The following is a 24,378-nucleotide window of genomic DNA, read 5'->3' as shown; positions in this document are numbered from 1 at the left end:
AGGAGCCGCTCGCTTCAGGCTTCCAGCTTCTGGCTTCCGGCTCATTCGGAGAATGTGAATGTCCCACCTTCGTTTCTTCACCAACGCCGAGGTCGCCGGTGCCCTCGGCTATCCCGCTCTGATCGAAGCGCTGCGGGTTGGCCTCGCCGAGCCTTGCGCGGCGCCGATGCGGGGCTGTCATGAGCTGCCGGAGGGCGCGTCCCTGCTGACCATGCCGGTGTGGCAGGCGGGGCAGGGTGTCGGCGTCAAGCTGGTCACCGTGTTCCCCGGCAATGGCGCGCGGGGGCTGCCGTCGGTTGCGGCGTTGTTCACCCTGTTCGATGACGAGACCGGCCAGCCCCTGGCCGTGCTCGAAGCCTCGGAGCTCACCGCTCGCCGCACCGCCTGCACCTCGGCGCTGGCGGCCGCTCACCTGGTGCGCGAAGACGCCGAGCGCCTGCTGGTAGTGGGCAATGGCACCCTGGCCACGCACATGGTCCGTGCCCATTGCCAGGTGCGTGATTACCGGCGTGTGGATATCTGGGGGCGTGACGCCGACAAGTCCGCCCAGCTGGTGGCGGCCCTGCGTGAAGAGGGCTACCCGGTGCAGGTGGGCGGCGACCTGCAAAGCCTGGTGCAGCAGGCCGACTGCATCAGTTGCGTCACCACTTCGCGCTCGCCGCTGGTGCTGGGCGACTGGCTGCGCCCCGGCACCCATCTGGACCTGGTGGGTGCCTTCCTGCCCAGCATGCGCGAGACCGACTCCGCCGCCGTGGCCCGCGCGCGCATCGTCGTCGACACCCGCGAGGGAGCCTTGGAGGAAGCCGGCGACCTGCTCTTCGCCATCGCCGACGGCCTGCTCGACGAAGACGCGATCGGCACCGAGCTGCGCGAGCTTCTGCACGGCCGTGGCCACCGGCGTAACGCCGAGGAAATCACCCTGTTCAAGTCCGTGGGCTATGCCCTGGAAGACCTGGTGGCGGCACGCCTGCTGCTGGCCAGCGCCTGATCTAGGGGCTTTGTAGGGTGGATGACGCTCTTTTCATCCACCAACGGAGTTCGATCCCACCACCGACCTCACACCGGGACACGCCCTGTAGGAGCGAGCTCTGCTCGCGAAGCCTCTGGGCGGCGCCTTGTGCTGCCTGGGCGAATGAATTGGCTCTGTCTGCGTTAAGTGTTGCTAGCTTCTAGACTTGTCGTTACGGCATCTCTTTCAGGAGGTCTGCCATGCGTGCGACAGAGTTTCGGAGCTGGCTATCTCGCCTGACTCAGCTCAACCAAACCCAGCGGGATCAGCTTCAAACGCAGCTGTCCTGCACCCAGGGCATGCTGGAGGAGGCGCTGGAGCCTCCCGAGCATTGCCCCCATTGCCAAGCCACGGCCTTATGCCCATGGGGTTCCAGTCACGGCTTGGCCCGCTACCGATGCCGAACCTGCAGGCGCACGTGCAATGCGCTGACGGGCACGCCATTGGCTCGACTGCGTCATCGGGAGTGTTGGGGGCGCTATGCCGAAGCCATGGTGAAAAGCCTGACGGTGCGCAAAGCCGCTGAACATTGCGAGGTTCACAAGAACACCGCATTCCGCTGGAGGCACCGTTTCTTGCGCTTGATCGCCGAGCATCGAGCACAGCATGAATCAGGGATTGTCGAGGCCGACGAGACTTTCTTCCTGGAGTCATTCAAAGGTCAGCGAAAACTGTCACGTCAGGCCCGCAAGCGCGGGGGCAGAGCACGGCGCAAAGGATTCACGGCCGAGCAGATCCCGGTCCTGGTGGTACGTGATCGGAGTGGGCAGCACGCCGACTTCCAGTTGAAACAACTCAATGCCGCGCACATAGGTGAAGTGCTACGGCCGTTGCTCGATCCCGACGCGGTGCTGTGCACGGACAGCGCCGCGATCTACCAGAGCTTCGCCAAGGCAGAGGGCATTACCCACCATCGCGTGAATCTGCGCCAGAAGCGCCGCACCGATGGCGCCTTTCACATCCAGAACGTCAACGCCTATCACGGCCGCTTGAAGCTCTGGATGAAGCGCTTCAACGGTGTCGCGACCAAGTACCTGGAGAACTACCTGGGCTGGCGACGCCTGCTCGAGCGTTATGGAAATGATCTCAACCCGTTGATTTGTATGGAGGAATCGCTCGGCGGCTATCCAGTGCAACAGCTAACGCAGACATAGCCAATGAATTCGCCCCTACAGCGTTGCAGGCCGGACGCCGTGTCGGGCTGCCCTACGTGAGACCGGCCATCGCGCCTTGAACCGAGCTGGGCCACCCACAAAATCTGTGGAGCGAACTGTGGAAAAGGTGTGGGCAGGTGGCTGCCAGGCCGGACCGGCGGTCGTCCGGGCGGTCTGGTCGAGATTCGTACAGTCATGCTTTTTTCAAGCGGAACAGTTACTTGGCGGAGACCCTTGAAGTGCTCCTGCAGTTATCCCCGCGAGCTGTGGATAACTCTGTGGGCAAGCTCTGGAGCCCTGGCCAGGCGCCAGTATCGCCAGGGGCTGGCGCGGGCTGGTCGAAAATCAGCCGCTCTTGTCCTGGGTGCCGGCCTGCAGGCAGCGCTAATGCTGGGTTTGAGGGTTTTCGGGAAACTCTGCGGGCGCGTCTGCGCTAAGCGCGGACTTGTCCCCAATCGCTGTGGATCAAGCTGTTATCGAGCTGTGGATAAGCTGGGTATGGATGGCCCTGATGCAGGCCTGGCAAGGGCTCCGCCAAACTGTGCAGCCATCGTCCGGCCGGCGTTGCCCGGGCTATGAGAAGGGCGCCGGTTTCTGGCACTGTGGATACCTTGCATGCCCATCCGGCCGAGCGCTGCCTGATGCGTCCAATGGCCAACGATCCGAGGAGATTTCCATGACGTCCACCCTGTTCATCACCGGTGCCACTTCCGGCTTTGGCGAGGCTTGCGCCCGTCGTTTCGCCGAGGCGGGCTGGTCGCTGGTGATCACCGGCCGCCGCGAGGAGCGCCTGCAGGCACTGGCCGAGGAGCTTGGCGAGAAGGTCGAGGTGTTGCCGCTGGTGGTCGACGTGCGTGACCGTGCGGCAATGGAGGCGGCCATCGGTGGCCTGCCGGAGCGTTTCGGCAAGCTGCGTGGCCTGATCAACAACGCCGGCCTGGCCCTGGGTACCGACCCGGCGCCCAAGTGCAGCCTGGATGACTGGGACACCATGGTCGACACCAACATCAAGGGCCTGCTCTACACCACCCGCCTGCTGCTGCCGAAGCTGATCGCCCACGGGCGCGGCGCCGGCATCGTCAACCTCGGCTCCATCGCCGGCAGCTACCCCTATCCGGGCAGCCACGTGTATGGCGGCACCAAGGCCTTCGTGCGGCAGTTCTCGCTGAACCTGCGCAACGACCTGGTGGGCACCGGCGTGCGCGTCACCGACATCGAGCCGGGGTTGTGCGAGAGCGAGTTCTCCCTGGTGCGCTTCGGCGGCGATCAGGCCAAGTACGACGCCACCTACGCGGGCGCCGAGCCAATCCAGCCGCAGGACATCGCCGAGACCATCTTCTGGGTGCTGAACCAGCCGGCACACATCAACATCAACACCCTGGAGCTGATGCCGGTGAGCCAGACCTGGGCCGGCTTCTCTATTGATCGCTCAGTGAAGTGATGCGGGTCGAGCGCCCGAGCAGTTGCAGGGCGCGATCCGGGTAGTCGGTGATCAGGCCGTTCGCGCCCATGTCCAGCAGGTGGCGCATGGCCGGTTGCTCGTTGATGGTCCACAGCTGCACGTTGAGGCCGCGGTCGAGGGCGGTGGCCAGCAGGCTCGGCGTGGCCACTTCCAGGCCACTGCTGCGCTCGGGAATCTGCAGCGCCTGGTAGGAGGGTGACAGCAGGCGGCCGAGGCCCACCCAGTTCAACGCCAGCAGCAGCTTCACCGAGCCCGGGCTGGCCGAGGTGGCCACGTCCGGGCACTGCTCGCGGAAGCGTTTCAGGCTGCGCTCGTAGAAGCTGCCGACTATCACTTTGTCGTGCTGCTTCGCCTCGGTCAGCGCCGCGCAGAGGCGATCCTCCAGGCCCACGTCGGGCACCTTGATTTCGATGACCTTGGCCCTGTCCGGGAAGCGCTGCAGCACCGCCTGCAAGGTGGGGATGCGGATGCCCTGGCCACGATAGGGGTGGTTCTCGTCACCGTCGGCAGTCCAGTGGTAGCCGGCGTCCAGCTGTTGCGCGCGCTCCAGGGTCAGCCCGGCGATGGGGCCGCTGCCATCGGTGGTGCGGTCCACGTCTTCGTCATGCAGCACCACCATCTGGCCGTCGGCGGTCAGGCGGATGTCCATCTCCAGCATGTCCACGCCCAGCGCATCGGCGCGCTCGAAGGCGAACAGCGTGTTCTCCGGCCACAGGCCGCGGCCACCGCGATGGGCGATCACCAGCGGCTGGTCGCCCAGGGCCTGGATCACCGGCGGCGGCGAGGCCGGTTGGCTGGTCAAGGCGAGTACCACGATGGCGACGGCGATCAGCAGCAGGGGAATGAGCAGGAAACGGGCGAAACGCATGGCGATATTCCGAGGAAGAGGGACGGGCGTGCCGAATCAGACGCGAGGACTATGACAAAGGTGTGACGGGAAGGCGAGGCCCTGCCGCTGCGCTTGTGCACACGGGGGAAACACGGCGGGAGCAGAGGAGAGCGGCCGGCCAGGGAAGGATGGGGGAGCCCCTGGCCAGCCGCTGCAACGCGGGGGGAAATCAGCCCGCCAGCAGCCAGGCACCGGCCACGGCGGAGGCGCCACCGGCAACGCGAACCAGGGGTGCGGCGGCTTGCGGCAGCACGCGCACCAGGCCGTAGCCGGCGGCGTGCAGGGCGGCGGTGGCAGCGACGAAGCCGGCGGCATAGCCCCAGGGGCTGGAGAGGTCAGGCAACTCCAGGCCGTGGGCGACGCCGTGGGCCAGGGCGAACAGGGCGGTCAGGCTGACGGCGACGAACATCGGCGGGCGCACGGCCACGGCAACCAGCAGGCCGAGGGCGAGCACCGAGGCGGCGATGCCGGTTTCCATGAAGGGCAGCTCCAGGCCTTCGAAGCCCAGCAGGCCGCCGAGCAGCATGGTGCCGACGAAGGTCACCGGCAGCGCCCAGCGCGCGGCACCCTGCTGCTGCGCGGCCCAGAGGCCCACGGCGAGCATGGCCAGCAGGTGGTCGAGACCGGTGATGGGGTGGGCGACGCCCGCCATCAGGCCCGAGGAATCATGCCCGGGGTGGGCGAAGGCCAGCGCCGGGGTGAGGAACAGGGCTAGGGCGTAGAGGGCTTTGCGAAGGGTCATGTGTGGCTCCTTGTTGTGCGGGTCAGGCAGCGCCGAGCAGGCCCTGCTTCTCGATGAAGGCGATGATCTCGTCGAGACCCTGGCCGACCTTCTGGTTGCTGAAGACGAAGGGCTTGTCGCCGCGCATCTTGCGGGCGTCGCGGTCCATCACCTCAAGGGAGGCGCCGACCATGGGCGCCAGGTCGACCTTGTTGATCACCAGCAGGTCGGACTTGCAGATGCCCGGGCCACCCTTGCGCGGCAGCTTGTCGCCGGCGGAGACGTCGATCACGTAGAGGGTCAGGTCCGACAGCTCCGGGCTGAAAGTGGCGGAGAGGTTGTCGCCACCGGACTCGACGATGATTAGCTCCAGGCCGGGGAAGCGGCGGTTGAGCTGGTCGACGGCTTCGAGGTTGATCGAGGCGTCTTCGCGGATAGCCGTGTGCGGGCAGCCGCCGGTTTCCACGCCGATGATGCGCTCGGGGTCCAGGGCCTCGTTGCGCACCAGGAACTGGGCGTCTTCCTGGGTGTAGATGTCGTTGGTCACCACGGCCAGGTTGTAGCGGTCGCGCAGGGCGCGGCAGAGGGCCAGGGTGAGGGCGGTCTTGCCGGAACCGACGGGGCCGCCGATGCCGACGCGCAGGGGTTGGCTGTGCATGTTGCTCTCCTAGGAACGGAACAGACGGCTGTACTGGCGCTCGTGCGCCATGCTCGCCAGGGCCAGGCCGAAGGCGGCGCTGCCCCACTGGTTTTCGGGAATCTCGCTGGCCGTCTCCTGCGCCTTCTGCAGGGCCGGCAACAAGGTGGACGTCAGGCGCTGGGCGGCTTGCTGGCCCAGCGGCAGGGTTTTCATCAGCACCGCCAGCTGGTTTTCCAGCCAGCCCCAGAGCCAGGCGGCGAGGGCGTCCTGCGGGGGGATGCCCCAGGCGCGGGCGGCCAGGGCCCAGGCCACGCCTAGCACCGGTTCGTCGAGGGCGGTGAGGGCGTTGCGACCGGCTTCGTCCAGCTCGGGCAGGCCTTCGAGCAACTGCTGCAACGAGTAGCCCATCTGCCGGTTTTCCAGCTGCAGCTCTCGGGTTTCGCGGCTGGCGCGCTGGCAGCCGCCCAGTTGCGCGAGGCCGGCCCAGTCTTCCTCGGCGGCGGCTTCGCAAAGCGCCAGCAGCAGCGGGGCTTCGAAGCGAGCGAGGTTGAGGCGCAGCTGGTCGGCGATCCAGCGTTCGGCGCTCTGCGCGTCATGCACCTGGCCCTGGTCCACCGCCAGCTCCAGCCCTTGGGAGTAGCTGTAGCCACCGATGGGCAGTTGCGGGCTGGCCAGGCGCAACAGTTGCCAGGCGTTGTTCACGTCCGCACTCCGAACTGGTGCAGGCGCGGGGCGTAGTTGAAGTCGGCGTCGCCGTGGTGGGAGTGGTGGTGGCCGCCGCCGTAGGCACCGTGCTCCGGCTGGAAGCCGGCTTCGATGCGTTCGACCTGGGCGCCGAGCTGTTCGAGCATGGCCAGCAGCACGTAGTCGTCCAGCAGGCGCAGCCAGCCATCGCCGATCTGCAGGGCGACATGGCGGTTGCCCAGGTGGTAGGCGGCGCGGGTCAGCTCGAAGGCATTGGCGCAGGTGACGTGGAGCAGCGCCTCGGGGCGGGCGCACACCCGCACCACGCGGCCGTCCTGGGCCAGCAGGCAGTCGCCATCGCGCAGGGGCGGTTGGCCGCGCTCGAGGAACAGGCCGACGTCTTCACCCTTGACGCTGAAGCAGCGCAGGCGGCTCTTGCTGCGCGCCTCATAGGTGAGCAGCAGTTCTTCGTCCCAGCGCGCGCGGGCTTCGGTTCTTTCCTGGATGACCAGCATGGGGTGGTTCCGGCAGTGTGCAATGCCGGTGCTAGAGCAAGGTGCTTGCCAAGACACAGCAGAGCCCCGCAGCGCGGGCTCTGGGGCAGAGGCTGCCTGTTATCGGGGCGTGGTTCTGCGTTGTCCTGGTGCGCGCTGTTCCGTTTTGGTGCGCGCTGTCGGCTCGGTCAGCTTTTCGCCTTGCCGAGGCCTTGCCAGTGCTTGCCGCCGACCATGATGAAGCGCAGCTGCTGGATCATTTTCACCTCGGGGGTGAGGTGCGCGGGCAGGCCCTGGGCGGGCGGGTCGATGAGTTCCGGCAGGGTGGCGAACACCGTCTTCACCACCAGGTCGGAGATCACGTCCAGGGCGGGCTCGTCCAGGTGCGGCATGCGGTTGATCAGGCGCAGGTCGGCGGCGAGGTCGTCGGTGATGCGCTGGCGCAGGGTGGCGATGGCCTGGCGCACCAGCTGCGAGCCACCGTACTGCTCGCGGGCGAGGAACAGGAACTGGCCGCGATTGGCTTGCACCGCGTCGAGGAAGATGCGCACCGAGGCGTCGATGATGCCGCCCATCTCGAATTCGTTGTGGCGAACCATGCGGATGGTGTCGCGAAAGGTCTCGCCCACTTCGCTGACCAGTTCCAGGCCGAGCTGGTCCATGTCGACGAAGTGGCGATAGAAGCCCGTGGGCACGATGCCGGCGGTGCGCGCCACTTCGCGCAGGCTCAGGCTGCCGAAACCGCGGCCGCTGTCCATCAGCATGCGCGCGGCATCCATCAGGGCCTGACGGGTCTGCTGTTTCTGTTCCGAGCGTGGGGTCATGGAGCCGGTTCGCGGGGTGAGGTTGCGCCGCACTCTAGCAAATGCCCCCTGTCGGTGCGAACCGCTTTCAGTGAACAGTTGTTGACTGAAAGCGGGGCGCTCATGCAGGCTAGTGAACAAGTGTTCACTGGTGTTGCCGATGCCCCTCATTCCCCTGTCCCTCGCCCGCCACCTGGCGCCCGGCCTGAAGCCCCTGCGGGCGCTCGCCGAGCGTGCCTGGCTGCGTGAAGCCGAGGTCGATTTCTTTCTCGCCGCGCTGCACCCGCTGTTGCGCCTGAACCGTGTCTTCGCCCGGCTGGAGGCGCGCCAATGGGTCGCGGACGACATGCTGGCGTTGACCTTTCGCGTCAACGGCAACGCCCGGGGCTGGCGCCCCGGTCAGCATGTGCAACTGCACCAGACCCTCGATGGTGTACGCCTGGGGCGCAGCTACAGCCTGACCGCCGTGCACGGCGATGGCCGCGTGGAGCTGGCGATCAAGCGCCAGCCCGGCGGGCGCCTGTCCAACCGCCTGGTGGATTTCCTCGAGATCGGCACGCTGGTGGAGATGGGCCAGGCCGATGGCGAACTGCACTGGCCGCAGGAGGCTGCCGGCGTGTTGCTGCTGGCCGCCGGCAGCGGCATCACGCCGGTGCTGGGCATGCTGCGCGAGGCACTGGCCCAGGGCTTCACCGCGCCGGTGACCTTGCTGCACTACGTGCGCCAGCGCGGCCAGCGGGCCTTCGCCGATGAGCTGCAGGCGTTGGCGCGGCGCTACCCGAACTTCACTGTGCGCTGGTCCATCAGTGGTGAAGCGCCGGTTGCCGATGAGCTGACCGGGCGCTTCCAGGCCGATCATGTGCGGCACAGCGTCGCCAGCGACTTGTTGGCCTGCGGGCCCCATGGTTTCGTTTCCCTGGTGCGCCAGTGGTGGCAGGCCGAACCGCGCCAGGGCAGCGTGCAGCTGGAGGCCTTCAGTGCCGCGCCGGTGAACACGGCGGAGCCCGCGCGCCAGGTGCGCCTGGGCTTCGCCCGCGCCCGCAGCGAGATGCAGGGCGACAGCCGCTACAACCTGCTGGAGCAGGCCGAGGCCCATGGCCTGCGCCCGGCCCACGGTTGCCGCCAGGGCGTGTGCACCGCCTGCACCTGCCAGCTGGTCAGCGGCACGGTGCGCGACCTGCGCACCGGCGCGTTGTTCGCCGAACCGGGCCAGCCCATTCGCCTGTGCGTCAGCGCGCCCCACAGCGACCTGGTGATCGACCTCTGAACCGGCGCGACGCCGACAACGCCTCAACGAGCGAGAACGACATGCGTATCGACCGAGAATTGGGCCCCGCAGAGTTGCAGGCCTTCGCTGCCGAACTGGACGCCTTGCGCCAGCGCACCCTGGACGACCTGGGCGAGGCGGACGCCCGCTACATCCGCCGCATCCGTGCCGTGACCCGCGCCTGTTGCTGGGCCGGCCGGCTGCTGTTGCTGCTCGGCTGGTTCCCGCCCACCTGGCTGCTGGGCAGCGCCCTGCTGGGGCTGGGCAAGATCCTCGAGAACATGGAACTGGGCCACAACGTGATGCACGGCCAGTACGACTGGATGAACGACCCGGAATTCTCCGGGCAGCGCTACGAGTGGGACATCGTCGGGCCGGGGGATTTCTGGCGGCACACCCACAACCACATCCATCACACCTATACCAATGTGCTGGGCCGCGACGACGATGTCGGCTATGGCCTGGTGCGGCTGTTCCCCGAGCAGCGCTGGAAGCCCTTCTACCGCTGGCAGCCGCTGTGGGTGACCTTGCAGGCGCTGCTGTTCCAGTTCTCCGTGGCGGTGCAGCACCTGCGCCTGGACCAGTACTTCAAGGGCCGCATGAGCCGCGATGAGCTGCGCCCGCGCCTGCGCCAGTTCAATGCCAAGGTGCTGCGCCAGCTGGTCAAGGACTACCTGTTCTTCCCAATGGTCGCGCTGGCGCTGGGTGCCAACGCCTGGGCGGTGGTGGCGGGCAATGCCCTGGCCAACCTGATCCGCAACCTGTGGACCTTCACCGTGATCTTCTGCGGTCACTTCACCGAGCAGGCCGTGGTGTTCCCGCCCGAAGTGCTGGAAGGCGAGACCCGGGGCCAGTGGTACCTGCGCCAGCTGCGCGGCTCCAGCAACCTCGCCGGTGGGCCGCTGCTGCATATCCTCACCGGCAATCTCAGCCACCAGATCGAGCACCACCTGTTCCCCGACCTGCCGGCGCGTCGCTATGCCGCCCTGTCGCGGGAGGTGAGGGAGATCGCCCGGCGTTACGGCCAGGTCTACAACAGCGGCCTGCTCTCGGCGCAGTTCGCCACCGTGCTCAAGCGCATCTGGATCTACCGTTCGCCACCGGCGGCCGTCCCGGCCTGACCCCAGAAATGCGAAAGCCCGGCGTGTGCCGGGCTTTCAGTCTGTGGAGGAGTGCCGATCGGGCGGCGTGCAGGTTTTCGCCTCGGTGAGCGAACCCACCTCAAACGGCGCGGAAGCCAGGGGTACGGTCGGAACCGCCTTCAGCGACGCGGAAGCCCGGGGTACGATCGGAACCGTCTTCGGCAACACGGAAGCCCGGGGTGCGATCGGAACCGTCTTCGGCAACACGGAAGCCAGGAGTGCGATCAGCGCCGTCTTCGGCAACACGGAAGCCGGGAGTACGTTCGGCGCCGCCTTCGGCGACACGATTCAGGGTGCGTTCGGCACCGCCTTCAGCGACGCGGAACCCCGGGGTGCGATCGGAACCGTCTTCAGCAACGCGGAAGCCAGGGGTGCGGTCAGCGCCGTCTTCGGCAACGCGGAAGCCGGGAGTACGTTCGGCGCCACCTTCGGCGACACGGTTCAGGGTGCGTTCGGCACCGCCTTCAGCAACGCGCAGGCCGGGGGTGCGATCGGAGCCGTTTTCGGCAACCGGCTCGACGACCTGGATGAAGCCGCTGTTGTCGCGGGATTCGCCCAGAACCGGTTGCGGCTCGGAGGGCAGGGCAAAGGCGGTGGCGGAAAGGCTGGTCAGGAACAGGGCGGCAATGGCATGGGCTTTCATGATCTGTGGCTCCTCGTGGGGGGCTGGTAAGTGACTACGGAGCCAATGTTACGGAGCCCCCGGAAAGGCCAGAAGTGAAGGCGGGCGATAGTGAGCATCGATCTCTTTAATGGTTGAATTTTCCATTCAAGATCAATGGGTTGAATGTTTTTTGGGCACTTCTTCGCAGGCCTGGAACAGGCTTTTCGGGCTTCTCATCGATGGCGGTGATGCGGGCCGTGGCAGTCGGTGAGCGATGGATGCGCGCGCGTTGGACCCGACCTACAGGTTCCGGTTACCGATGATGGGGGCGCAGGGCGGGTGAAGCCCGCGTGGGTGTCGGGCAGGGTGTAGCGGTTATCGGAGCGGAGTTGAATGGCGGGCAATAAAAAGCCCGGCCGGTGCCGGGCTTTGACTGCAGGGTGAAGCAGGGGTGCTGTCAGACCACGCCGTGGGCTTGCAGCAGACGGTCGGAGCCACCTTCGGCAACACGGTTCAGGGTGCGTTCGGCACCGCCTTCAGCGACACGGAAAGCCGGGGTGCGTTCGGCGCCACCTTCGGCAACGCGGTTCAGGGTACGTTCGGCACCACCTTCAGCAACGCGGAAGCCAGGGGTACGTTCGGCGCCGCCTTCGGCGACACGGAAGCCAGGGGTACGTTCGGCGCCGCCTTCAGCGACACGGAAGCCAGGGGTACGTTCAGCGCCGCCTTCAGCGACACGGAAGCCAGGAGTACGTTCGGCGCCACCTTCGGCAACACGGTTCAGGGTGCGCTCTGCACCGCCCTCGGCGACGCGGTCGATGACCATGTAGGCGCCTTCCCCTTCAGCGACCAGCGGATAGGAAACAGCGGATTGGACGACCGGGATGGCGAACAGGCCGGTGAGGAACAGGGTGGCGAGGGCTTGGGTTTTCATGTCGGTATCTCCTGGGTTGTGGGGGGTAGCAAGTGGCTACGGGGCCCATGTTACGGACGGCCAGGCGATTAAAAAGTGATCACTCGCGATAGTCGGCATCGACGCCGGTGATGATTGGAAAAGCGCTTTCGAATCAATCGTTTGCTTGTTTCCATGGCGCTTCCTGAGGGGGCCTTGGGCGGTTTAAGCTGCGCGCCCCGGTGAATTTCCGCCTGTATTTACCGGAGTCATCCGCCGCGTTTGCCAGTCGATAGATCAACAAGCCTCGTGTATCGAACCCGCCTCCGGGGCCCGATGCCGCCATAAGAAGGAGACGTGCATGTCGCGTGGACGCAGGATCCTCGCCTGGACCACCGCCAGCCTGGTGCTGCTGTTGGCCGCCCTGGTGGTGTTCGTCGCCACCTTCGATTGGAACCGCATCAAGCCGACGCTCAATGCCCGGGTTTCCGAAACCCTGGGCCGCCCCTTCGCCATCAATGGCGACCTTAGCGTGAGGTGGCAGCGCGAGCCGGAGGAAGAGGGCCTGCGCGCCTGGGTGCCCTGGCCCCACGTGAAGGCCGAGGACCTGACCCTGGGCAACCCCGAATGGGCCAAGGAGCAGCAGTTCGTCACCCTCGCGCGCGTGGAGGCGAGCCTGTCGCCACTGCCGTTGCTGTGGAAGACCGTGACCATCCCGCGTATCGACCTGACCGAGCCGCGCGCCGACCTCAAGCGCCGCGCCGACGGCAGCAACAACTGGACGTTCGATAAGCTCGCCAGCACCCCCGAGCAGGCCGACGAGAAACCCTCCGCCTGGACCCTGGACATCGGCGCCATCGGTTTCGACAAGGGCCAGGTGAAGGTGGACGACCAGCCCACGCAGACGCGCCTGGAAGTGCTGGTGGACCCGCTGGGCAAGCCGATCCCCTTCAGCGACATCGTTGGCGAGAAGGTCGCCGGCAAGGCGGCGGAGCAGGGCGACGCGCCCCAGGACTACGCCTTCGGCTGGAAGGTCAAGGGCAGCTACAAGGGCCAGGCGCTGGATGGCAGCGGCAAGATCGGCGGGCTGCTGGCGCTCCAGGACGCGCGCAAGCCCTTCCCCCTGCAGGCCGACCTGCGCATCGGCGCCACCCGCATCGCCCTGGCCGGTACCCTCACCGACCCGACCCACCTGGGCGCCCTGGACCTGCGCCTGAAACTGGCCGGCAACAGCCTGGGCAACCTCTACCCGCTGACCGGCGTGACCCTGCCCGATACGCCGGCCTATTCCACCGATGGCCGCCTGGTGGCGCAGCTGCAGGACCCGGCGGGCCCGCAGTTCCACTACCAGGGCTTCAACGGTGCCATTGGCGACAGTGACATCCATGGCGACCTGCACTTCGTCGCCCGCCAGCCCCGGCCCAAGCTGTCCGGTGCGCTGACCTCCAACCAGCTGCGCTTCGCCGACCTGGCGCCGCTGATCGGTGCCGACTCCAATGCCGAGAAGAAGGAGCGCGGCGTGGCCAGCAAGCAGCCGGCGGACAAGGTGCTGCCGGTGGAGGAATTCCGCACCGAGCGCTGGCGGCAGATGGATGCCGACGTGCGCTTCACCGGCAAGCGCATCGTCCACAGCGACAAGCTGCCCTTCAATGACCTCGACACCCACGTGGTGCTCAACGACGGCAAGCTGAGCCTGGAGCCCCTGCGCTTCGGCATGGCCGGCGGCAGCCTGGATTCCACCATCCGCCTGGACGGCAGCAGCGTGCCCCTGCAGGGCAGTGCCCGGCTCAGCGCGCGGCACTTCAAGCTCAAGCAGCTGTTCCCCAGCTTCGAGCCCATGCGCACCAGCTTCGGTGAACTCAACGGTGACGCCGACCTGGCGGGCACCGGCAACTCGGTGGCGGCTTTGCTGGGCAGCGCCAACGGCAACCTCAAGCTGCTGATCAACGACGGTGCGGTGAGCCGTGGGCTGATGGAGATCGCCGGGCTCAACGTGGGCAACTACCTGGTGGGCAAGCTGTTCGGCGACGACGAGGTGAAGATCAACTGCGCCGCTGCCGACCTCAAGCTGACCAAGGGCCTGGTGACGCCACGGGTGTTCATCTTCGATACCGAGAACGCGCTGATCCAGATCGACGGGTCGGCCAACCTCGCCAGCGAGCGCCTGGACATGACCGTCACCCCGGAATCAAAGGGCGTGCGCATCTTCTCCCTGCGCTCGCCGCTCTATGTGCGCGGCACCTTCAAGAAACCGGATGCAGGGGTCAAGGCGGTGCCGCTGATCGCCCGTGGCGCCGGCATGGTGGTGCTGGGCGCCGTGGTGGCCCCGGCCGCCGGGCTGCTGGCCCTGGTCGCCCCCAGTGGCGGCGGCGATGTCACCAACACCTGCACGCCGCTGCTGGAGAAGATGCGCAAGGCCAATTGAGGCGGGGGCTTTCCGTAGGTTGGCGCCGAGCGTAGCGAGGCCCAACGATGCGGCGCTTGGCATCGCTGCGTTGGGTTTCGTGCCTCTACCCAACCTGCGGGAAGCACGTGCGCGGGCTAGTGCGGTGCTCGTGACTCCCGGGCTGAAGCCCGGGCTACCCGGTTGCGACGTTCGTGCGGGGGCTGGTGGGGTGCCCGTGACCCGGGCTGAAGCCCGGGCGACGGGGTGGGGGAGGGTTACTTCAGGTCGGCGAGGATATCGGCCATGTCGTCGGCGTGTTCTTCCTCCTGCTCGAGGATTTCTTCGAACAGGCGGCGGGTGGTCGGGTCCTTGTCGCCGAGGTACTGGATGATCTCGCGGTAGCTGTCGACGGCGATGCGCTCGGCGATCAGGTCTTCGGTGACCATCTCGCGCAGGTTTTCTCCGGCGACGTATTGGGCATGGGAGCGGGCCTCCAGGCCGGCGGGGTTGAAGTCCGGTTCGCCACCCAGTTGCACGATGCGTTCGGCCAGGCGGTCGGCATGCTGCTGTTCCTGCTGGGCGTGTTCGAGGAATTCGCTGGCAGCGATGCTCGCCTTCAGCCCGGTGGCCATGTAGTAGTGGCGCTTGTAGCGCAGGTAGCAGACCAGCTCGGTGGCCAGCGACTCGTTGAGCAGGCGCAGCACGGTGGCGCGGTCAGCGTGGTAGCCCTCGGTCACGGCGCCGTCCAGCACGTTCTGCCGGGCGCGCTGACGCAGGGTGTTCACATCGGTCAGTTGCACATCACTCATCAGGGTTCTCCTTGGCTAATCAGGCCCGGGTGCCTGGCTCTGGCGGCCGGTGGCGTCGTGGGCCCTACCTGGGATGTGAGTGATACGCAGCGGGAAAAGTTTAGGAAATCTGCGCACCCGGGGCGTCAGTCCAGGCGATCGCGTTCCACGTTCTCGCGCTGCCTGCAGGTCATGAACCCCATGTGCTGGACCCGGCCGCTGGCGCCGAAGCTGACGTGGTAGGCCTGCTGGTGGCCCTCGTGATTGAGGATGTAGTTGTTGCAGGAGCCGGGGTGCACGCTGCGCTGGACGATGGAGGAGGGGCGCCCGCCGATGGCCTGTACCTGCTCCTTGGTCATACCTTCTTCCACCTGCCGCACCAGGGGTTCGTTGCGGTAGGTGATGTAGTCGGTGGGGTTCTCGATCTTGCTGGCGCAACCGGACACCGAGCCCAGAGCGGCCGCGAGCAGGAGCGCGCGCTTGAACATGCTGATGGTCCTCGATGATCCGCTGTAAATAACAGCGCTTGGACATCAACGAGGCTCGCCGGTTCGCTATTTATTTGCGCCGGGGCTGTGCGTGGGTTGGCAATTCTGGCATTTGGCCACTGCGGCGCCCGGTGATCCGGGCGCCGCAACGGATCAGATCTTCGCCGCCTCGGCTTCGTGTTTCTGCCATTGCTCGCAGGTCATGAAACCCTTGCTGTCGACTCGGCCGGCATCGCTGAAGCTGACGTAGTAGGGCTGCTGGTGGCCCTCCTTGTTCAGCACGTAGTTGTTGCAGGTGCCGGGGTGCACGGTGCGCTGGATTTCAGTGGACGGCGGGCCGCCGATGGTCAGCACCTGGTCCTTGGTCATGCCGTCCTCGACCTTTTCCACCAGGGGTTCATGGCGGTAGGTGACGTAGTCGGTGGGGTTCTCGAACTTGGTGCTGCAACCGGCTACCGATGCCAGCACGAACACTGCCGCGAGCGTTTCCTTGTACATGGTGTTTTTCCTCGTAGTGGCCGTTGAAGCCGTCACGACTTCTGAGTGGCGAATGGCCAGACGAGTTCGAAGAATTTGTCGCCCCGGGCTACTGGGCGGCCTTCTCGGCATCCTGCAGGCGCTGCTGGTTGACGGCGTTGGCCTGGTCGATCTGCTGCTTGAGCTGGTCCATCTGCTGCTGGGCCTGCTGCGCCTGCTCGGCTTGCAGCTTGGCCTGGGCCGCACCGGTGGCGGCGGTTTCGCCGAGGCCGCAGCCGGCGAGCAGGAGGAAGGGGAGGCAGGTCAGCAGGCGTTTCATGGCGGGGCTCCGCAGGTGGGCGATGCCGGCGAAGGTAATCCAGCGGCGGGGTCGCCGCCAGGGGCGCCGCACGAACGTCGTGGGGCGCCCGACGTCCGGCTCAGCCGTAGCGTTTGCGCGCCTCGATGGCCAGGCCGCTGCCGATGCTGCCGAAGGTGTTGCCTTCGACATGGCGGGCATTGGGCAGCAGGGCGGCGACGCTGTCACGCAGGGCGGGGATGCCGCTGGAACCGCCGGTGAAGAACACCGTGTCCACCTGTTCCACGCCGATGCCGGCATCGGCCAGCAGGCGCGTGACGCTGTCGCGGATGCGCTGCAGCAGCGGCTCGATGGCGTCTTCGAACAGGTGGCGGGTCAGTTCCACGCGCAGGCCCGGCTCGATGCGTTCGAGGTCGATCACGCGGTGACGCGCTTCGGTCAGCTCGATCTTGCTGTCTTCCACCTGCATCGCCAGCCAGTGCCCGGCGCGTTGCTCGATCAGGCGGAACAGGCGGTCGATGCCACGGGTGTCGACGATGTCGTAGCGCATGTTCTTCAGCGACAGCTGCGACTTCTGCGCATAGACGGCGTTGATGGTGTGCCAGGTGGCGAGGTTGAGGTGGTAGCTGGTGGGCATGAGGGCATCGCTCTTCATGCGGCTGCCGTAGCCGAATTGCGGCATCACGCCTTGCAGGCTGAGCTGCTTGTCGAAGTCGGTGCCGCCCACGTGCACGCCGCCGGTGGCGAGGATGTCGCCCTGGCGGTCGGCCACGTCGCGACGCTCGGGGGACAGGCGCACCAGGGAGAAGTCGGACGTACCCCCGCCGATGTCGACGATCAGCACCAGCTCTTCGCGCTCGATGCTGCGCTCGTAGTCGAAGGCGGCGGCGATGGGTTCGAACTGGAAGGAGACGTCCTTGAAGCCGAGCTTGTTGGCCACGGCCACCAGGGTCGCCTGGGCTTCCTGGTCGGCGGCCGGGTCGTCGTCGACGAAGAACACCGGGCGGCCCAGCACCACCTGGTCGAACTCATGGCCGGCGAGCGCCTCGGCACGCTTCTTCAGCTCGCCGATGAACAGGCCCAGCAGGTCCTTGAAGGGCATGGCGCTGCCCAGCACGGTGGTCTCGCTCTTCAGCAGCGTGGAGCCCAGCAGGCTCTTCAGCGAGCGCATCAGGCGGCCTTCGTAGCCTTCCAGGTACTCGTGCAGGGCCAGGCGGCCATAGACCGGGCGGCGCTCTTCGATGTTGAAGAAGATCACCGAGGGCAGGGTGATCTTGCCGTCTTCCAGTGCGATCAGCGGCTCCACGTCCGGGCGCCACCAGCCGACGGTGGAGTTGGAGGTGCCGAAGTCGATGCCCAGGGCACGGGCTGCGGTGAAGTTGCTCATGGCGCGAGAAGTCCGGTGGAAAAAACGGCCGCGCAGTGTACGCGAGCCGAAGGCGCTTTGCTCAGGCGGCGAGGCGCAGTTCGTCGCAGTGGCTAGACTCCAGTCGACGCTTCGTCATGCCCCCATGGACCACCCGGGAGACCACCCATGAAGTCGATCCGCCTGCCCCTGCTCGTACTCGCGTTGCTGGCCGCCAGCCAGGGTTTCGCCGCGACCCAGCAGGAGAAGATGAAGAGCTGCAACGCCGAGGCCACCGCCCAGGAACTCAAGGGCGATGCGCGCAAGACCTTCATGAGCAACTGCCTCAAGGCGACCCAGCAGGAGAAGATGATCAGCTGCAACAAGACCGCCAGCGAGAAGGCCCTCAAGGGCGATGAGCGCAAGGCCTTCCTCAGCGACTGCCTGAAGAAGAAATAGCCTCAGGCCAGGCCCAGGGTCAGCGCCGCCACCGCCAGGTAGCGGCCGGCCTTGGCCAGGGTCACCAGCAGCAGGAACACCCAGGGCGACTCGCGCATCAGCCCGGCCACCAGGGTCAGCGGGTCGCCGATCACCGGCAGCCACGACAGCAACAGGGTCCAGCGCCCGTAGCGGCGATAGGTGGCCTGCGCCCGCTCGATGGCGGATTCGGACACGGGAAACCACTTCTTGTGGCGGAAGTCCGCCAGGAACCGGCCGAGCACCCAGTTCACCAGGGAGCCGAGCACGTTGCCCAGCGTCGCCACCAGCAACAATGCCCACAGCGGCTGGCCACCCGCGAGCAGCAGCCCGGCCAGCACCGCTTCCGATTGCAGTGGCAGCAGGGTGGCGGCGCCGAAGGCGATGAGGAACAGGCTGGCGTAGGTAATCAGGTCCGGCATGCGGCGGGTTCCGGAGCGGTGGGAGCGAGGGCCGGGCGGCCCTCGCGAACGGCTTAGTGGCTGCTGTTCAGCTTGACCACGTCACCGGAAACGGTGGTGGTGTAGCCGGTCAGGACCCAGGCCCAGAACCAGTCTTCCTGGATCTGGGTGTTGATCATCGCGTCACCGCCCTTGGCCTTGATCGCGGCGTTCTGGGCCCGGATGAAGCGATTGTTCTGCTGGACCGGAATCAGGCCGACGACCAGCAGGCCGGTGGCGCTGGCCTCGCTGTGGCCGATCACGGTGTATTGGCTGCTGTCGAGGTTCTGGGTCTTCATCGGGGTGCCGGTGCAGCCGGCGATGGCCAGTACGGACAGCAGGCCTGCGATCATCTTGAAGCTGTGTTTCACGTCATTCTCCTTGGTGAATCATCCCGCGATTCGTTCGCCGGGGCGCGCAATGTAGACGCGCCGGATGCAAAGGTGAACCCAGTGTGGCAACGCGTCACTGAATACAGATTGCGCCTACAGCCGATTGGAGGCCCGTTCGGCTAAAGGCAACTGAAAGCCTGGAAGGCTAGAATCTGTAACCTTGCTGCCATTGCTGTCGGACAATGTGACCGAGGGTGCGATACTTGCATCCCTGTGTCTCAACCATCCGCACCTGCCGTTTTGGAACCTCTAATGCGAAGAGCCTCTCACCACGAGTTGCGCACGGCCTTTCGTGCGCTGTTGAACTCGAAGACCTGCTATCACACCGCGTCCGTCTTCGACCCCATGTCCGCCCGCATCGCCGCCGACCTCGGCTTCGAAGTCGGCATCCTCGGTGGCTCGGTCGCCTCGCTGCAGGTACTGGCCGCCCCCGACTTCGCGCTGATCACCCTCAGCGAGTTCGTCGAGCAGGCCGTGCGCATCGGTCGCGTCAGCCGCCTGCCGGTGATCGCCGACGCCGACCACGGCTACGGCAACGCACTAAACGTGATGCGCACCGTGGTCGAGCTGGAGCGTGCCGGCATCGCCGCGCTGACCATCGAGGACACGCTGCTGCCGGCCCAGTTCGGGCGCAAGTCCACCGACCTGATCAGCGTCGAGGAAGGCGTCGGCAAGATTCGCGCGGCCCTGGAAGCCCGCGTCGACCCGGACCTGGCGATCATCGCTCGGACCCACGCCGGCGTGCTGACCACCGAGGAAGTGATCACCCGCACCAAGGCCTACCAGGCCGCCGGCGCCGATGGCATCTGCATGGTCGGCGTCACCGACTTCGAGCACCTGGAAACCATCGCTTCGCACCTCAGCGTGCCGCTGATGCTGGTCACCTACGGCAACCCGCAGCTGCGCGACAACCAGCGCCTGGCCGACCTCGGCGTGCGCATCGTGGTCAACGGCCACGCGGCCTACTTCGCCGCCATCAAGGCCACCTACGACTGCCTGCGCGAGCAGCGCCAGATCGACACCGCCGCCTCCGAGCTGAGCGCCACCGAGCTGACCCACAAGTACACCCTGCCCGAGGACTACATCATCTGGGCGCGGGAATACATGGACGTGAAGGAATAGCCCGGAACGACCTCCACTTGTCGCCCACCGGCCCGCGGCCTTGCAAAAGGCCGCCCGCCGCCCCCATAACCTTCCAATGAGCGGAATGAGATCGGGAGGTCGACATGGCCAGTGGTTGGGCGGGAGACGGTGCCGTACAGGAACAGATCGACAGCACCATCGAAGACGCCATCCAGCGGGCGCGCAGCCAGTTGCCCAAGGGCGAGAGCCTGACGCACTGCGAAGAATGCGACGCCATCATCCCCCAGGCACGGCGCGAGGCCGTACCGGGCGTGCGCCTGTGCATCACCTGCCAGAGCGAGCACGACCGCGAGCAGTCCAGCCACGCGGGCTACAACCGCCGGGGCAGCAAGGACAGCCAGTTGCGCTGATGCGTTAGACGCGGATCAGAACAGCGCGCCGATATAGACCGCACCGCCGGCACCGGCCTGGATGCCCAGGTTGGCGCCACCCATCAGCAGGGCGCCGCGCGCCGACTGCATCAGTTGGCGGGTCAGCATCGGCGAGACGGTGAGGCTGGTCACCGGGCTCGCGTTCATCAGCATCACCGCAGCCAGCAGCTTGGCGTCCAGGCCGAACAGCATCGCCGTGCCGGCCACGCCGACGGCGACGCCCGCGTTCACTTCCACATACATGCAGGGGCCGGTGATGTCGTCACGGGTGAGGTCGCGGTCCACCAGGTCGTCCGCCACGAAGACCGCGCCGTCACTGGGGAAGGCTTCCGCCGCACCGGTACCACCGACGCTCTTGCCCTTGATCTTGATATCCACCTTGCCGAAGCGCGGCAGCTTGGCGCCGAAGCCCACGCCGGCACCGAGGCCGCCATAGCGCAGGGCGACGTTCTCCCCCGAGGGCGAACGCAAGGTGATGGAGCCGCCACCGCCGGCGACGAAGGCGACCGTCAGGCCACCGCCACTGGCGGTGACATAGCCCCAACGGCTCGGGTTGACGGGCAGGGGGATGGGCATCTTGGGCATTGCGGCTTCCTTGTGCGGTTCAGGCGATGTCGTAGCGGGGGCGCCTGAAGAGGGTCATCAGTCCGGTGACCGTGAAGATGGAGCCCAGCAGGCCGAGGAAGGCCGAGGTGCCCCAGAGAGCGCCGAAGTCATCGACCACGGCCGAGGTGGCCGGAGCGTCGGCCTGGTAGTGCACCTTCACCGGCATGCCGACCTGGTAGCCGTAGATCCAGCCCCCCTGGGGGTAGGAGATGCGCGTACCGGTGCCGTCGGTGAATTCGATTTCCGGGTGGGAGCCGCCGGCATTGAGCGCGACGACGCTGCCGTCTGCCTCCAGGGCCGACTGCAGGAATCCCACGCGGGAAGAGGTCTGTATGGCCATCGCAGCGAGCAGCGCGATGCCGATCAGGGCGAAGAGACCGCCCTTGAGGCGGGGAAGCGGGGTATCGGACATCCTGTGGCGTTCCTGATCATCCGTGGGCATGGCCGGGGGAACTCCCGGCCACTGCGCTGGGACAGGCATCTGTCCCTGAGGTTCCCGTCAGGGCGACGGGAACCTGACCCATCAGGCCTTGGGGTTGGGGCCGTAGGCGTTGGTCTCCGGCACGCTGTCCTGAACCAGCAGGAACAGCAGGTACAGGCCGCCGAGGATCGGAACCAGGGCGATCAGCATCCACCAGCCGCTCTTGCCGATGTCGTGCAGGCGACGCGCGGTGACGCCCAGGGCCGGCAGCAGCACGGCGAGGCTGTACAGGTTGGCCAGCAGGGCCAGGTTCTCGTTGATCATGCCCAGGACCACGGACAGCACGACGGAGATCACGACGTTCACCAGGGTGAACATCCAGTACTCCTTGCGACGAGCGCGGCCGTTAAAGTCGAAGTAATGCTGCTTGATGCACTTCAAATACCATTCCATAACAAACTCCCTTTATTTGGCCGCGCTGAGCGGCACTCTCGTCTTCGTGGCAAGGCCTTGTCCTACACCGACGGTGTAGCTGGCTGACTATAGCGTTTCGTAACAAGGCATTGCGTGGGGGAGTTCACGACACGGCAAATTGCCATCGAGTCAATTCTGGAGGGGCGCTCAGCCCCGGGAAATGGGCTTTTGTCGGTAATGCCTGCAAGAAATCACCAGGATGCCGTCCGTTTCGACACGAAAGGTCAGGCTGTAGGGAAATTGCCGGAACAGGGCGCGGCGGACTTCGCCGTGTAGGAGAGGGTGGGCCTGGGGATAAAGCAGGATTCCTTCCAGGCAGGTATCGAGCGCCCCGAGGAATTCGCGGCCCAGGCCGGGGGCGCAGGCGGCATACCAATCGCGGGCCTGTATCAGCTCGCGTTCGGCCTCTGGGCGGAACCTGACCTTCACGCCTGGCCGGACCAGAGCCGTTTGCGCACGTCTTCCCAGTCGATGGCGGTTTCCGGGGCCGCGTCGTGGGCGGCCAGGCGCCGGTCGATTTCGCGACGTTCCTCGTCGGTCAAGGGCGGAAGGTTTTCCGGGTGGGCGACGCTGTCCCAGAGGTCTTCGGCCAACTGGATGCGTTCAGCGGGCGAGAGCTTGAGCAAGGCGTCGGGGAGGGCGGGGCGAGGCTGGGGCATGGCGGGCTCCCGGTGCGGGGAAATGGCGAAATCCTAGCACAGGGCGCTCATCCCCCCGCCGTGGCGGCAAGGGGGGATGGGCGCAAGCCTCAGAACAGGAAATACCGCTGCGCCATCGGCAGCACCTCGGCGGGTTCGCACCAGAGCAGCTGGCCGTCGGCTTTCACCTGGTAGGTTTGCGGGTCCACGTCGATGTCCGGGGTGTAGTCGTTGTGGATCAGGTCCTTCTTCTGCACGGTGCGGCAGCCCTTGACCACGGCGATGCGTTTCTTCAGGCCGAGCTGCTCGGGCACGCCGGCCTCCAGCGCGGCCTGGCTGATGAAGGTCAGGCTGGTGGCGTGGCGGCTGCCGGCGTAGCTGGCGAACATCGGGCGGTAGTGCACCGGTTGCGGGGTGGGGATCGAGGCGTTGGCGTCGCCCATCAGGCTGGCGGCGATGGCCCCGCCCTTGAGGATCAGCGTCGGCTTCACGCCGAAGAAGGCCGGGCGCCAGAGCACCAGGTCGGCCCACTTGCCCACTTCGATGGAGCCCACCTCATGGCTGATGCCGTGGGTGATGGCCGGGTTGATGGTGTACTTGGCGATGTAGCGCTTGACCCGGAAGTTGCTGTTGCCGGCACCGTCGCCTTCCAACGGGCCGCGCTGCTTGTGCATCTTGTCGGCGGTCTGCCAGGTGCGGGTGATCACCTCGCCCACACGGCCCATGGCCTGGCTGTCGGAGCTGATCATCGAGAACGCGCCGAGGTCGTGGAGGATGTCTTCGGCGGCGATGGTCTCGCGGCGGATGCGGCTTTCGGCGAAGGCCACGTCCTCGGCGATGCTCGGGTCCAGGTGGTGGCAGACCATGAGCATGTCCAGGTGCTCGTCGATGGTGTTGCGGGTGAAGGGCCGCGTCGGGTTGGTGGAGCTGGGCAGCACGTTGGCGAAACCGCAGGCCTTGATGATGTCCGGCGCGTGGCCGCCCCCCGCACCTTCGGTGTGGTAGGTGTGGATGGTGCGGCCCTTGAAGGCGCCCAGGGTGGTTTCGACGAAGCCGGATTCGTTGAGGGTGTCGGTGTGGATCGCCACCTGCACGTCGTACTGGTCGGCCACGCTCAGGCAGTTGTCGATGGCGGCCGGGGTGGTACCCCAATCCTCGTGCAGCTTGAGGCCAATGGCGCCGGCCCTGACCTGCTCGATCAGCGGTTCCGGCAGCGAGGCGTTGCCCTTGCCGGTGAAGCCGATGTTCATCGGGAAGGCGTCGGCGGCCTGGAGCATGCGCGCCATGTGCCAGGGGCCAGAGGTGCAGGTGGTGGCGTTGGTTCCGGTGGCCGGCCCGGTGCCGCCGCCGATCATGGTGGTGACACCGCTCATGAGCGCCTCTTCGATCTGCTGCGGGCAGATGAAGTGGATATGGGTGTCGATGCCGCCGGCGGTGAGGATCATGCCCTCGCCGGCGATCACCTCGGTGCTGGCGCCGATGGCGATGGTGACGTCGGGCTGGATGTCCGGGTTGCCGGCCTTGCCGATGGCCGCGATGCGCCCGTCCTTGAGGCCGACGTCAGCCTTGACGATGCCCCAGTGGTCGATGATCAGCGCGTTGGTGATCAGCGTGTCGACCACCTCGGCCGCCAGCAGCTGGCCCTGGCCCATGCCGTCGCGGATCACCTTGCCGCCGCCGAACTTCACCTCCTCGCCATAGGTGGTGAAGTCCTTCTCCACCTCGATCCACAGCTCGGTGTCGGCCAGGCGCACCTTGTCGCCGACGGTGGGGCCGAACATGTCGGAATATGCCTTTCTGCTGATTTTCATATCTCGGTTCCCGAATAGCTGGAAGCTTGAAGCCAGAAGCTGGAAGCATCAGCCGGCGCGGT

The 24,378-nt window shown here is 66.5% G+C and carries 30 protein-coding genes; 9 read left to right on the top strand and 21 right to left on the bottom strand.

What is annotated here, in order from left to right:
- Positions 1 to 58 precede the first annotated feature (58 nt).
- The 3 genes from PI990_RS28325 (at position 59) to PI990_RS28315 (ending at position 3,604) form a co-directional block, all read left to right on the top strand.
- A complete protein-coding gene (locus PI990_RS28325; RefSeq protein WP_271659161.1) occupies positions 59 to 988 on the top strand; it encodes an ornithine cyclodeaminase family protein in 930 nt (309 codons plus the stop codon).
- Positions 989 to 1,209: 221 nt separating this feature from the next.
- The gene (locus tag PI990_RS28320; RefSeq protein WP_271659160.1) at positions 1,210 to 2,163 is read left to right on the top strand and encodes an IS1595 family transposase; all 954 of its coding nucleotides are present in this window, start codon (positions 1,210 to 1,212) and stop codon (positions 2,161 to 2,163) included.
- 676 nt (positions 2,164 to 2,839) lie between these two features.
- Positions 2,840 to 3,604 (top strand): SDR family oxidoreductase, encoded by a 765-nt coding sequence (locus PI990_RS28315; RefSeq protein ID WP_021222424.1) that lies wholly within the window; start codon positions 2,840 to 2,842, stop codon positions 3,602 to 3,604.
- On the opposite strand, the gene PI990_RS28310 is transcribed toward PI990_RS28315, so the two are convergent.
- From PI990_RS28310 to PI990_RS28285, 6 genes are all read right to left on the bottom strand, one after another.
- Positions 3,582 to 4,493: a glycerophosphodiester phosphodiesterase gene (locus PI990_RS28310; RefSeq protein WP_021222423.1), complete on the bottom strand. Its 912-nt coding sequence runs from the start codon at positions 4,491 to 4,493 to the stop codon at positions 3,582 to 3,584. The genes PI990_RS28315 and PI990_RS28310 overlap by 23 nt on opposite strands.
- 190 nt (positions 4,494 to 4,683) lie before the next feature.
- Positions 4,684 to 5,256, bottom strand: a complete 573-nt coding sequence (locus tag PI990_RS28305; protein WP_271659159.1) for a HupE/UreJ family protein — start codon at positions 5,254 to 5,256, stop codon at positions 4,684 to 4,686.
- A gap of 22 nt (positions 5,257 to 5,278) precedes the next feature.
- Positions 5,279 to 5,893, bottom strand: coding sequence for an urease accessory protein UreG (ureG, locus tag PI990_RS28300; RefSeq protein WP_021222421.1), 615 nt, complete (start codon positions 5,891 to 5,893; stop codon positions 5,279 to 5,281).
- Positions 5,894 to 5,902: 9 nt separating this feature from the next.
- Positions 5,903 to 6,577 carry an urease accessory protein UreF gene (locus PI990_RS28295; RefSeq protein WP_271659158.1) on the bottom strand — a complete coding sequence of 225 codons (675 nt, stop codon included), beginning with the start codon at positions 6,575 to 6,577 and terminating at the stop codon, positions 5,903 to 5,905.
- Positions 6,574 to 7,074, bottom strand: a complete 501-nt coding sequence (gene ureE / locus PI990_RS28290; protein ID WP_271659157.1) for an urease accessory protein UreE — start codon at positions 7,072 to 7,074, stop codon at positions 6,574 to 6,576. The genes PI990_RS28295 and ureE overlap by 4 nt, the downstream gene beginning before the upstream one ends.
- Before the next feature lie 167 nt (positions 7,075 to 7,241).
- Positions 7,242 to 7,877, bottom strand: a complete 636-nt coding sequence (locus PI990_RS28285; RefSeq protein WP_271659156.1) for a TetR family transcriptional regulator — start codon at positions 7,875 to 7,877, stop codon at positions 7,242 to 7,244.
- A 139-nt stretch (positions 7,878 to 8,016) separates the two neighbouring features.
- Between PI990_RS28285 and PI990_RS28280 the strand changes: the two genes are divergently transcribed.
- Together PI990_RS28280 and PI990_RS28275 are read left to right on the top strand one after the other, a co-directional pair.
- Positions 8,017 to 9,123 carry a ferredoxin reductase gene (locus tag PI990_RS28280; RefSeq protein ID WP_271659155.1) on the top strand — a complete coding sequence of 369 codons (1,107 nt, stop codon included), beginning with the start codon at positions 8,017 to 8,019 and terminating at the stop codon, positions 9,121 to 9,123.
- A 41-nt stretch (positions 9,124 to 9,164) separates the two neighbouring features.
- Positions 9,165 to 10,244, top strand: coding sequence for a fatty acid desaturase family protein (locus PI990_RS28275; RefSeq protein WP_271659154.1), 1,080 nt, complete (start codon positions 9,165 to 9,167; stop codon positions 10,242 to 10,244).
- A gap of 100 nt (positions 10,245 to 10,344) precedes the next feature.
- On the opposite strand, the gene PI990_RS28270 is transcribed toward PI990_RS28275, so the two are convergent.
- Both PI990_RS28270 and PI990_RS28265 read right to left on the bottom strand, forming a co-directional pair.
- The gene (locus tag PI990_RS28270) at positions 10,345 to 10,908 is read right to left on the bottom strand and encodes a hypothetical protein (RefSeq protein ID WP_271659153.1); all 564 of its coding nucleotides are present in this window, start codon (positions 10,906 to 10,908) and stop codon (positions 10,345 to 10,347) included.
- Positions 10,909 to 11,326: 418 nt separating this feature from the next.
- Entirely contained in the window at positions 11,327 to 11,803 is a 477-nt protein-coding gene (locus tag PI990_RS28265) for a phage infection protein (RefSeq protein WP_271659152.1), read from the bottom strand.
- A 319-nt stretch (positions 11,804 to 12,122) separates the two neighbouring features.
- Here PI990_RS28265 and PI990_RS28260 point away from each other — a divergent pair, with 319 nt between their 5' ends.
- Positions 12,123 to 14,186 (top strand): AsmA family protein, encoded by a 2,064-nt coding sequence (locus PI990_RS28260; protein WP_271659151.1) that lies wholly within the window; start codon positions 12,123 to 12,125, stop codon positions 14,184 to 14,186.
- 236 nt (positions 14,187 to 14,422) lie between these two features.
- Here the strand turns inward: PI990_RS28260 and PI990_RS28255 are convergent, their stop codons facing one another.
- From PI990_RS28255 to PI990_RS28235, 5 genes are all read right to left on the bottom strand, one after another.
- Positions 14,423 to 14,956 carry a ferritin-like domain-containing protein gene (locus PI990_RS28255; RefSeq protein WP_021222412.1) on the bottom strand — a complete coding sequence of 178 codons (534 nt, stop codon included), beginning with the start codon at positions 14,954 to 14,956 and terminating at the stop codon, positions 14,423 to 14,425.
- A 125-nt stretch (positions 14,957 to 15,081) separates the two neighbouring features.
- A complete protein-coding gene (osmE, locus tag PI990_RS28250; protein WP_021222411.1) occupies positions 15,082 to 15,423 on the bottom strand; it encodes an osmotically-inducible lipoprotein OsmE in 342 nt (113 codons plus the stop codon).
- 153 nt (positions 15,424 to 15,576) lie between these two features.
- Positions 15,577 to 15,921, bottom strand: coding sequence for an osmotically-inducible lipoprotein OsmE (osmE, locus tag PI990_RS28245; protein ID WP_021222410.1), 345 nt, complete (start codon positions 15,919 to 15,921; stop codon positions 15,577 to 15,579).
- Positions 15,922 to 16,009: 88 nt separating this feature from the next.
- The gene (locus PI990_RS28240) at positions 16,010 to 16,219 is read right to left on the bottom strand and encodes a hypothetical protein (RefSeq protein WP_021222409.1); all 210 of its coding nucleotides are present in this window, start codon (positions 16,217 to 16,219) and stop codon (positions 16,010 to 16,012) included.
- Between the two features lie 100 nt (positions 16,220 to 16,319).
- Positions 16,320 to 17,585 carry an Hsp70 family protein gene (locus PI990_RS28235; protein WP_021222408.1) on the bottom strand — a complete coding sequence of 422 codons (1,266 nt, stop codon included), beginning with the start codon at positions 17,583 to 17,585 and terminating at the stop codon, positions 16,320 to 16,322.
- 147 nt (positions 17,586 to 17,732) lie between these two features.
- On the opposite strand from PI990_RS28235, the gene PI990_RS28230 reads away from it, so the two are divergent.
- Positions 17,733 to 18,002, top strand: coding sequence for a PsiF family protein (locus PI990_RS28230; protein ID WP_021222407.1), 270 nt, complete (start codon positions 17,733 to 17,735; stop codon positions 18,000 to 18,002).
- Between the two features lie 2 nt (positions 18,003 to 18,004).
- Here PI990_RS28230 and PI990_RS28225 read toward each other — a convergent pair whose 3' ends face one another.
- A complete protein-coding gene (locus PI990_RS28225) occupies positions 18,005 to 18,442 on the bottom strand; it encodes a YqaA family protein (RefSeq protein WP_043243591.1) in 438 nt (145 codons plus the stop codon).
- Between the two features lie 53 nt (positions 18,443 to 18,495).
- The gene (locus PI990_RS28220) at positions 18,496 to 18,813 is read right to left on the bottom strand and encodes a hypothetical protein (protein ID WP_374981957.1); all 318 of its coding nucleotides are present in this window, start codon (positions 18,811 to 18,813) and stop codon (positions 18,496 to 18,498) included.
- A gap of 291 nt (positions 18,814 to 19,104) precedes the next feature.
- Here PI990_RS28220 and PI990_RS28215 point away from each other — a divergent pair, with 291 nt between their 5' ends.
- Both PI990_RS28215 and PI990_RS28210 read left to right on the top strand, forming a co-directional pair.
- On the top strand, positions 19,105 to 19,974 hold the full coding sequence (locus tag PI990_RS28215) for an isocitrate lyase/PEP mutase family protein (RefSeq protein WP_043243596.1): 870 nt from the start codon (positions 19,105 to 19,107) through the stop codon (positions 19,972 to 19,974).
- Between the two features lie 104 nt (positions 19,975 to 20,078).
- A complete protein-coding gene (locus PI990_RS28210) occupies positions 20,079 to 20,345 on the top strand; it encodes a DksA/TraR family C4-type zinc finger protein (RefSeq protein ID WP_184492216.1) in 267 nt (88 codons plus the stop codon).
- Between the two features lie 15 nt (positions 20,346 to 20,360).
- On the opposite strand, the gene PI990_RS28205 is transcribed toward PI990_RS28210, so the two are convergent.
- From PI990_RS28205 to ureC, 6 genes are all read right to left on the bottom strand, one after another.
- On the bottom strand, positions 20,361 to 20,951 hold the full coding sequence (locus PI990_RS28205) for a hypothetical protein (protein ID WP_265169867.1): 591 nt from the start codon (positions 20,949 to 20,951) through the stop codon (positions 20,361 to 20,363).
- A gap of 19 nt (positions 20,952 to 20,970) precedes the next feature.
- A complete protein-coding gene (locus tag PI990_RS28200) occupies positions 20,971 to 21,384 on the bottom strand; it encodes a DUF3592 domain-containing protein (RefSeq protein WP_021222401.1) in 414 nt (137 codons plus the stop codon).
- 111 nt (positions 21,385 to 21,495) lie between these two features.
- Complete coding sequence (locus PI990_RS28195; RefSeq protein WP_021222400.1) at positions 21,496 to 21,846, bottom strand: DUF805 domain-containing protein; 351 nt, start codon at positions 21,844 to 21,846, stop codon at positions 21,496 to 21,498.
- Positions 21,847 to 22,014: 168 nt separating this feature from the next.
- On the bottom strand, positions 22,015 to 22,296 hold the full coding sequence (locus PI990_RS28190) for a type II toxin-antitoxin system RelE/ParE family toxin (RefSeq protein ID WP_271659150.1): 282 nt from the start codon (positions 22,294 to 22,296) through the stop codon (positions 22,015 to 22,017).
- Entirely contained in the window at positions 22,293 to 22,526 is a 234-nt protein-coding gene (locus PI990_RS28185) for an addiction module protein (protein ID WP_271659149.1), read from the bottom strand. Before PI990_RS28185 ends, PI990_RS28190 begins: the two co-directional genes overlap by 4 nt.
- Positions 22,527 to 22,615: 89 nt before the next feature.
- Positions 22,616 to 24,316, bottom strand: a complete 1,701-nt coding sequence (gene ureC / locus PI990_RS28180) for an urease subunit alpha (protein WP_271659148.1) — start codon at positions 24,314 to 24,316, stop codon at positions 22,616 to 22,618.
- Between the last annotated feature and the right edge of the window lie 62 nt (positions 24,317 to 24,378).

The sequence above is a fragment of the Pseudomonas sp. TUM22785 genome (assembly GCF_028198105.1).
In the GTDB taxonomy this organism is placed as follows: Bacteria; Pseudomonadota; Gammaproteobacteria; order Pseudomonadales; family Pseudomonadaceae; genus Metapseudomonas; species Metapseudomonas solani.
This window is presented reverse-complemented; position numbering and strand designations above follow the sequence as displayed.

Bases quoted from the DNA above. Each gene is read 5' to 3' on its own strand.
- PI990_RS28325 (WP_271659161.1), top strand. From the start codon at position 59: ATGTCCCACCTTCGTTTCTTCACCAACGCCGAGGTCGCCGGTGCCCTC.
- PI990_RS28320 (WP_271659160.1), top strand. From the start codon at position 1,210: ATGCGTGCGACAGAGTTTCGGAGCTGGCTATCTCGCCTGACTCAGCTC.
- PI990_RS28315 (WP_021222424.1), top strand. From the start codon at position 2,840: ATGACGTCCACCCTGTTCATCACCGGTGCCACTTCCGGCTTTGGCGAG.
- PI990_RS28310 (WP_021222423.1), bottom strand. From the start codon at position 4,493: ATGCGTTTCGCCCGTTTCCTGCTCATTCCCCTGCTGCTGATCGCCGTC.
- PI990_RS28305 (WP_271659159.1), bottom strand. From the start codon at position 5,256: ATGACCCTTCGCAAAGCCCTCTACGCCCTAGCCCTGTTCCTCACCCCG.
- ureG (WP_021222421.1), bottom strand. From the start codon at position 5,893: ATGCACAGCCAACCCCTGCGCGTCGGCATCGGCGGCCCCGTCGGTTCC.
- ureE (WP_271659157.1), bottom strand. From the start codon at position 7,074: ATGCTGGTCATCCAGGAAAGAACCGAAGCCCGCGCGCGCTGGGACGAA.
- PI990_RS28285 (WP_271659156.1), bottom strand. From the start codon at position 7,877: ATGACCCCACGCTCGGAACAGAAACAGCAGACCCGTCAGGCCCTGATG.
- PI990_RS28280 (WP_271659155.1), top strand. From the start codon at position 8,017: ATGCCCCTCATTCCCCTGTCCCTCGCCCGCCACCTGGCGCCCGGCCTG.
- PI990_RS28275 (WP_271659154.1), top strand. From the start codon at position 9,165: ATGCGTATCGACCGAGAATTGGGCCCCGCAGAGTTGCAGGCCTTCGCT.
- PI990_RS28270 (WP_271659153.1), bottom strand. From the start codon at position 10,908: ATGAAAGCCCATGCCATTGCCGCCCTGTTCCTGACCAGCCTTTCCGCC.
- PI990_RS28265 (WP_271659152.1), bottom strand. From the start codon at position 11,803: ATGAAAACCCAAGCCCTCGCCACCCTGTTCCTCACCGGCCTGTTCGCC.
- PI990_RS28260 (WP_271659151.1), top strand. From the start codon at position 12,123: ATGTCGCGTGGACGCAGGATCCTCGCCTGGACCACCGCCAGCCTGGTG.
- PI990_RS28255 (WP_021222412.1), bottom strand. From the start codon at position 14,956: ATGAGTGATGTGCAACTGACCGATGTGAACACCCTGCGTCAGCGCGCC.
- osmE (WP_021222411.1), bottom strand. From the start codon at position 15,423: ATGTTCAAGCGCGCGCTCCTGCTCGCGGCCGCTCTGGGCTCGGTGTCC.
- osmE (WP_021222410.1), bottom strand. From the start codon at position 15,921: ATGTACAAGGAAACGCTCGCGGCAGTGTTCGTGCTGGCATCGGTAGCC.
- PI990_RS28240 (WP_021222409.1), bottom strand. From the start codon at position 16,219: ATGAAACGCCTGCTGACCTGCCTCCCCTTCCTCCTGCTCGCCGGCTGC.
- PI990_RS28235 (WP_021222408.1), bottom strand. From the start codon at position 17,585: ATGAGCAACTTCACCGCAGCCCGTGCCCTGGGCATCGACTTCGGCACC.
- PI990_RS28230 (WP_021222407.1), top strand. From the start codon at position 17,733: ATGAAGTCGATCCGCCTGCCCCTGCTCGTACTCGCGTTGCTGGCCGCC.
- PI990_RS28225 (WP_043243591.1), bottom strand. From the start codon at position 18,442: ATGCCGGACCTGATTACCTACGCCAGCCTGTTCCTCATCGCCTTCGGC.
- PI990_RS28220 (WP_374981957.1), bottom strand. From the start codon at position 18,813: ATGATCGCAGGCCTGCTGTCCGTACTGGCCATCGCCGGCTGCACCGGC.
- PI990_RS28215 (WP_043243596.1), top strand. From the start codon at position 19,105: ATGCGAAGAGCCTCTCACCACGAGTTGCGCACGGCCTTTCGTGCGCTG.
- PI990_RS28210 (WP_184492216.1), top strand. From the start codon at position 20,079: ATGGCCAGTGGTTGGGCGGGAGACGGTGCCGTACAGGAACAGATCGAC.
- PI990_RS28205 (WP_265169867.1), bottom strand. From the start codon at position 20,951: ATGCCCAAGATGCCCATCCCCCTGCCCGTCAACCCGAGCCGTTGGGGC.
- PI990_RS28200 (WP_021222401.1), bottom strand. From the start codon at position 21,384: ATGTCCGATACCCCGCTTCCCCGCCTCAAGGGCGGTCTCTTCGCCCTG.
- PI990_RS28195 (WP_021222400.1), bottom strand. From the start codon at position 21,846: ATGGAATGGTATTTGAAGTGCATCAAGCAGCATTACTTCGACTTTAAC.
- PI990_RS28185 (WP_271659149.1), bottom strand. From the start codon at position 22,526: ATGCCCCAGCCTCGCCCCGCCCTCCCCGACGCCTTGCTCAAGCTCTCG.
- ureC (WP_271659148.1), bottom strand. From the start codon at position 24,316: ATGAAAATCAGCAGAAAGGCATATTCCGACATGTTCGGCCCCACCGTC.